At 66.6% G+C, this 5932-nt stretch carries 6 protein-coding genes and 1 pseudogene; 3 read left to right on the forward strand and 4 right to left on the reverse strand.

What is annotated here, in order from left to right; all coding sequences use genetic code 11:
• The 4 genes from AC27IQ_RS17855 to ahpC form a co-directional block, all read right to left on the reverse strand.
• On the reverse strand, nt 1-1424 hold a 1424-nt coding region (locus tag AC27IQ_RS17855), incomplete at its 3' end, for a phosphocholine-specific phospholipase C (protein WP_487090262.1).
• A 40-nt stretch (nt 1425-1464) separates the two neighbouring features.
• The gene (locus AC27IQ_RS17860; RefSeq protein ID WP_487090263.1) at nt 1465-1641 is read right to left on the reverse strand and encodes a hypothetical protein; all 177 of its coding nucleotides are present in this window, start codon (nt 1639-1641) and stop codon (nt 1465-1467) included.
• Nucleotides 1642-1951: 310 nt separating this feature from the next.
• Entirely contained in the window at nt 1952-3520 is a 1569-nt protein-coding gene (gene ahpF / locus AC27IQ_RS17865) for an alkyl hydroperoxide reductase subunit F (protein WP_487090264.1), read from the reverse strand.
• Nucleotides 3521-3698: 178 nt separating this feature from the next.
• Complete coding sequence (gene ahpC, locus AC27IQ_RS17870) at nt 3699-4274, reverse strand: alkyl hydroperoxide reductase subunit C (protein WP_272551795.1); 576 nt, start codon at nt 4272-4274, stop codon at nt 3699-3701.
• Nucleotides 4275-4554: 280 nt separating this feature from the next.
• Between ahpC and bfr the strand changes: the two genes are divergently transcribed.
• The 3 genes and pseudogenes from bfr to AC27IQ_RS17885 all read left to right on the forward strand — a co-directional run.
• Entirely contained in the window at nt 4555-5031 is a 477-nt protein-coding gene (gene bfr / locus AC27IQ_RS17875) for a bacterioferritin (RefSeq protein ID WP_092744334.1), read from the forward strand.
• Nucleotides 5032-5419: 388 nt separating this feature from the next.
• Nucleotides 5420-5725 carry a DUF3649 domain-containing protein gene (locus AC27IQ_RS17880; protein ID WP_284430164.1) on the forward strand — a complete coding sequence of 102 codons (306 nt, stop codon included), beginning with the start codon at nt 5420-5422 and terminating at the stop codon, nt 5723-5725.
• Nucleotides 5722-5932, forward strand: a pseudogene (locus tag AC27IQ_RS17885) (hypothetical protein); the annotation flags it as partial. The gene AC27IQ_RS17880 and the pseudogene AC27IQ_RS17885, both read left to right, overlap by 4 nt.

Genomic DNA, 5932 nt, shown 5'->3' on the forward strand with positions numbered 1-5932 from the left:
ACCGCGCGGCGGTAGGGGCTGATCTGCGGCTCCTGCACGCCGAAGCGGGCTTCGAGAAAGCGCAGCACGGAGGTGTGGTCGAAGTTCTGCGAATTCACCCAGCCGCCGCGGCTCCACGGGGAGATCACCCACATCGGCACGCGCGGCCCGGGGCCGTAGCAGTCGCCATCGGGCGGCGGCATGCCGGTGCCGGGGACCGCGGTGTGCGTGTAGTACTCGTAGGCCATGTCCCGGTCGCTCAGCGTGGACTTGCCGATCTTGCCGCCGCTGGCATCCAGCGACGGCGCGCACGGCGGCGGCAGGTGGTCGAAGTAGCCGTCGTTCTCGTCGAAGTTGATGAGCAGCACGGTCTTGCTCCACACGTCGGGATTGGCCGTGAGGGCATCGAGCACCTCCTGCACGTACCAGCCGCCCTGCACCGGGCTGGAAGGGCCCGGGTGTTCGGAGTACGTGGCGGGCGGGATGACCCACGACACCTGCGGCAGCGAGCCGTCGAGCACCGCTTTGCGGAAGGTGCCGAGAAAGCCGCCGTCCGGCATGGTGTTGGCAATGCCCTTGTAGAGCGGGTTGCCGGTGTTGTCGCTCGCGGGGTCGTAGGCGGGGTTGACGTCGCGGTCATGGTAGACCGGCTTGCCCGAGGCGAGGTTGGCCTGGCGGTACTGCGGAAAGCCGAAGAGCGGGTTGTCGGTGAAGTTGTCGGGCATGTTCTGGTAGACCATCCACGAGACGCCGGCCTTTTGCAGACGCTCGGGGTAGGTGGTCCAGTCGTAGCCGCCGGTGCGGATGTCGGTGTCCGAGTCGAGCTCGTCCAGGGCGTTGTTCACCACCACCCGGCCGGAGGGACCCGTGGCGCCGTTGGTGCCGGTCCAGTGGAACAGCCGGTTGGAATTGGTGCCGCCGTGCAGCGAGCAGAAGTACGCATCGCACACGGTGAAGGCTTCGGCCAGGGCGAACTGGAACGGGGCCTCCTGCTGCGTGTAGTAGCCCATGGACTGGGGCTGCTTGTAGCGCGCCCACTCCTGCATGCGGCCACGGTCCCAGGCGTTGCGCGCGTCGACCCAGCTGTGGGGCGTGCCGCTCACGCGCTGGGCATTGCCGGCCTTCTGGTCCAGGTGGTAGGGCAGCACGGGCGCGCCGTTCTTGTCCAGCTGCTGCCACACGCTGCGGCCGCCGGCCACGGGGATGGTGAAGCGGTCGCCGAAACCGCGCACGCCGGGCAAGGTGCCGAAGTAGTGGTCGAAGGAGCGGTTTTCCTGCATGACGATCACGACGTGCTCCACGTCCTGGATCGTGCCGGTGCGGTGGTTGGCCGGAATGGCCAGGGCCCGGCGGATGCTGGGCGGGAACAGGCTCAGCGCCGCGGCGGACGCGGTGGTGCCGGCCGCGGCCTGGAGGAACTTGCGTTTCCGGGAATCGATGGTCATGGTGTGCTCTGCGTGGGTTCGACGGGGAAGGCGTGCGCGATCAAGGGGCGCAGCGCAGCTGGGTCTTTTCGGCGCCGGGGGCATCGGCGGAGGTGCCGCCTCCCCCACTGCCGCCGCAGCCCGCCAGGGCCAACGCCATCGCCGAACCGGCCAGAAACATGAAGAGCGGCCGCGCCCAGCGGGGGCGCGATCGGGGGGCTGCAGGGATCAAGGTCATGGAAAGGTCTCGCGGGTCGAGTGGATCAAGCGGCGGACTGGGCCAAAGACCGAACTTCGGGGCGACCGCCTTGCAGTTACAGAAAAGTGCATAAACGCAATAATCTGCAACCCGAATGATCCGCCCGCACCGTGTCAGCGCCATGACGGCAGTGGCCTTCCAGGGGCAGGGGCGCCCCTCCCCCGCGCACGGCAGAACGGCAAAAAGCACAAGGCGGCCCCGAAGGCCGCCTTGTGCTTTGAAAAGACAGAAAAGAAGGAGCGGGGCGCCGTGGCGCCCCGTCATCCACCAGGCGCCCGGGCGCCTGCGATCACGCCGGTGCGGTGGTGCGGATCAGGTGGTCGAATGCGCCCAGGGCCGCCTTGGCGCCCTCACCCGCCGCGATGATGATCTGCTTGTACGGCACCGTGGTCACGTCGCCCGCGGCGAACACGCCCGGCACGTTGGTGCGGCCATGCGAGTCCACCACGATTTCGCCGAACTTCGACAGCTCCACCGTGCCCTGCAGCCACTGGGTGTTGGGCAACAGGCCGATCTGCACGAAGATGCCTTCCAGCGCCAGTTGCTTCGCTTCGCCGCTCACGCGGTCCTGGTAGGCCAGGCCCGTCACGCGGTTGCCGTCGCCCAGCACCTCGGTCGTCTGCGCCTGGGTGATGACGGTCACGTTGGGCAGGCTGCGCAGCTTGCGCTGCAGCACGGCGTCGGCCTTCAGATCGGCCGCGAACTCCAGCAGCGTGACGTGCGCCACCACGCCGGACAGGTCGATGGCCGCCTCCACGCCGGAGTTGCCGCCGCCGATCACCGCCACGCGCTTGCCCTTGAACAGCGGGCCGTCGCAGTGGGGGCAGTAGGTCACGCCCTTGGTGCGGTACTGGTCTTCGCCGGGCACGTTCATGTTGCGCCACCGCGCACCGGTCGAGAGGATGACCGTGCGCGAGCGCAAGGTGCCACCGTTTTCCAGCTCGACCTCGATCAGGCCGCCTTCCGCCGCGGCGGGCTTCAAGGCCTTGGCGCGCTGCAGGTTCATCAGGTCCACCTCGTAGTCGCGCACGTGCTGCTCCAGCGCCGCGGCGAATCGGGGGCCGTCCGTCTTGCTGATCGAGATGTAGTTCTCGATGTCCAGCGTGTCGTTGACCTGGCCACCGAAGCGCTCCGCGGCCACGCCGGTGCGGATGCCCTTGCGGGCGGCATACACGGCGGCCGCGGCGCCGGCCGGGCCACCGCCGACCACCAGCACGTCGAAGGCCTCCTTGGCCGAGAGCTTGGCCGCATCGCGCGCCGCCGCGCCGGTGTCCAGCTTGCCCACGATCTCTTCCACGGTCATGCGGCCCGAGCCGAATACCTGGCCGTTCATGAACACCATGGGCACCGCCATGATTTCACGGTCGGTCACTTCCTGCTGGAAGGCGCCACCCTCGATCACCGTGGTCTTGATGCGCGGGTTGAAGATGGCCATCAGCGACAGCGCCTGCACCACGTCCGGGCAGTTGTGGCAGGTCAGGCTCATGTAGACGTCGAACTCGAAGTCGCCATCGATGGCCTGGATCTGCTCGATCACGTCCTGCTCGACCTTCGGGGGATGGCCGCCGGTCCACAGCAGGGCCAGCACGAGCGACGTGAATTCATGGCCCAGCGGCAGGCCGGCGAAGCGCAGCTGGGTCTGCGTGCCGGCGCGCTGCAGGGTGAACGAGGGCTTGCGCGCATCGTTGCCGTCGGTGCGCAGGGTGATCTTGTCGCTGCGCAGGCCCTGGATGGTTTCCAGCAGTTCGCGGGTCTGGGTGGACACCTCGCTGCCGTCCAGGGACGCCACGATCTCGAACGGTTGCGTCACGCGCTCCAGGTAAGCCGAAAGTTGGGTTTTGAGTTGGTCGTCGAGCATGGTGGTGTCCTTTGCGATTCGAGTTGTGTCGTTGGGCGGTGCGGCCAGTGCCGGGCACGGAGCGGAGAAATCGGGGATGAGCGGGCGAAAAAAAAGCCGGACGGCATGGCGCGCACGCCATGCTGCTGTCCGGCCAGGGGCGCCCGAGGCGCCCCGCTCCTGCGGGAGGCCGAGGTGCTTAGATCTTGCCGACCAGATCCAGGGAAGGCGTCAGCGTCTTGGCGCCTTCCTTCCACTTGGCGGGGCACACCTGGCCTGGGTTGGCGGCGGTGAACTGGGCCGCCTTCAGCTTGCGCAGGGTTTCCGACACGTCGCGGGCGATTTCGTTGGAATGGATTTCCTGGGTCTTGATCACGCCATCGGGGTTGATCACGAACGTGCCGCGCAATGCCAGGCCTTCTTCAGGAATGTGCACGCCGAACGCGTTGGTCAGCTGGTGCGTGGGGTCGCCCACCAGGGGGAACTTGGCCTTGCCGACGGCGTCGGAGGTTTCGTGCCACACCTTGTGCGAGAAGTGCGTGTCGGTCGTCACGATGTAGACCTCGGCGCCGGCCTTCTGGAACTCGGCATAGTTGTCGGCCGCGTCTTCGATTTCGGTGGGGCAGTTGAAGGTGAAGGCCGCCGGCATGAAAATCAGGACGGACCACTTGCCCTTGAGGTTGGCTTCGGTCACTTCAATGAAGTCGCCCTTGCCGTCGCGGTTCACGAAAGCGGTGGTCTTGAAGGGCTGGACTTGCGTATTGATCAGGGACATTGCTGTTTCCTAGGTTGATGGCTGAACACGAAAACCTGAAGTTTAGGCGCTCCCAAGCCATCAATCCAATTAATTGACTTCATCAAGTTGATTGCCACAGGCTATAAAAAGCAAGGGCTCGATGGCGTGGGCCAGGAGCGAACGACTGTATCTGAGGACGCCCAACGCGAACACAACTCAGCATCAAACGCAGCCATACCGCCCGGGCAGGGAGATTGCCTTGCGCCACGTGGCCCGCGTCATGACAATCGCACCCCAAACCCACACAAGGAGAATCTCCATGCAAGGCGACGCACAGGTCATTTCGCATCTGCAGGCCCAGCTCAAGAACGAACTGACGGCCATCAACCAGTACTTCCTGCACTACCGGATGCTCAAGCACTGGGGCTTCGACAAGCTGGCGAAGAAGGAATACGAAGAGTCGATCGGCGAGATGAAGCATGCCGACAAGCTCATGGACCGCATCTTCATGCTGGACGGCCTGCCCAACCTGCAGGACCTGGCCAAGCTGCAAGTCGGCGAGGACGTGCCCGAGATCCTCGAATGCGACCTGCGCTCCGAGCGCGGCGCCCAGGCCACCATCAAGGACGGCATCGCCCACTGCGAAACGGTGCGCGACTATGTCTCGCGCGATCTGCTGCAGGGCATCCTGGACGACACCGAAGAGCACATCGACTTCCTCGAAACGCAGATCGACCTGCTGGCCAAGGTCGGGCTGCAGAACTACCTGCAGTCGCAGATGGGCGAGATCGAATAACGCACCACCTGCCCGGCACCCGCCACCGGGTAACCCGTGCTCCAGCCGGCCTTCGGGCCGGTTTTTCGTTTCCGGCCCGGTCCCGCCCCTCAAAGTGTGGCGCGCACGCATCAGGTGGCGTGCCCATGGCGCCCAAGTTCCCACTGTTTGTTGCGATTGCACACAACGGAATGCGAACGATTCTCATAAAACCTAGAATACCGGCCTAGCCAGCCAGTCAGTCCGCCCCGGGCCCCGTGCCCCGCCTGCAGCCAGCGCCCCAACCTGCATGGAGCCTTTCGATGCTGCACTGTCCTGCGCGCGCCTGTTTCGCCACCCCGGCCGATCACCCCTTTTCCGACACCCATTCCTGCGCGGCCGCCATCGCTTTGGTGGGCGCCGCCCGGCCATGAAGGCGGCCCGCGTCGACTGGCGCTACCGCCTGGCGATCACCTCCCGCGCCCTGGCGGGGGGGCTGGGTGGCTACGCGCTGGCGGCGGCCGCCACCGCCGCCCTCACCCTCGGCCTGATGCCGTTCATGCCGCGTGTGGAGGCGGTGCTCACCGCCACGCTGCTGTCGTGGCTGGTCTATGCCTGCGCCGTGGCATGGGCCTTCTATGCACGCACGGCCTGGGGCGCCTGGGCCGCCCTCGGGCTGCCGGCGCTCGCCCTGGGCGCGCTGGCGATGGCGCCCCGCTGGCTGGGGGGCGCATGAAGCAGAAGACCGCACCCGAGCGCGAGGGTTTCCGCCAGGCCATGGCCTGGCTGCACACCTGGCCGGCCTGATCTGGGCTGGCTGCTGTTCGCCATCGTTCTTCACCGGCACGCCTGAGCTTTTTCAAGACCGAGTTCAACCTGTGGATGCCGCCCGAGCTGCATGCCCTGCCGCCGCCAGCGCCGCGTGGCCGACGCGCGCGCAGCG

It is taken from the genome of Acidovorax sp. KPB24-07 (assembly GCF_057543315.1).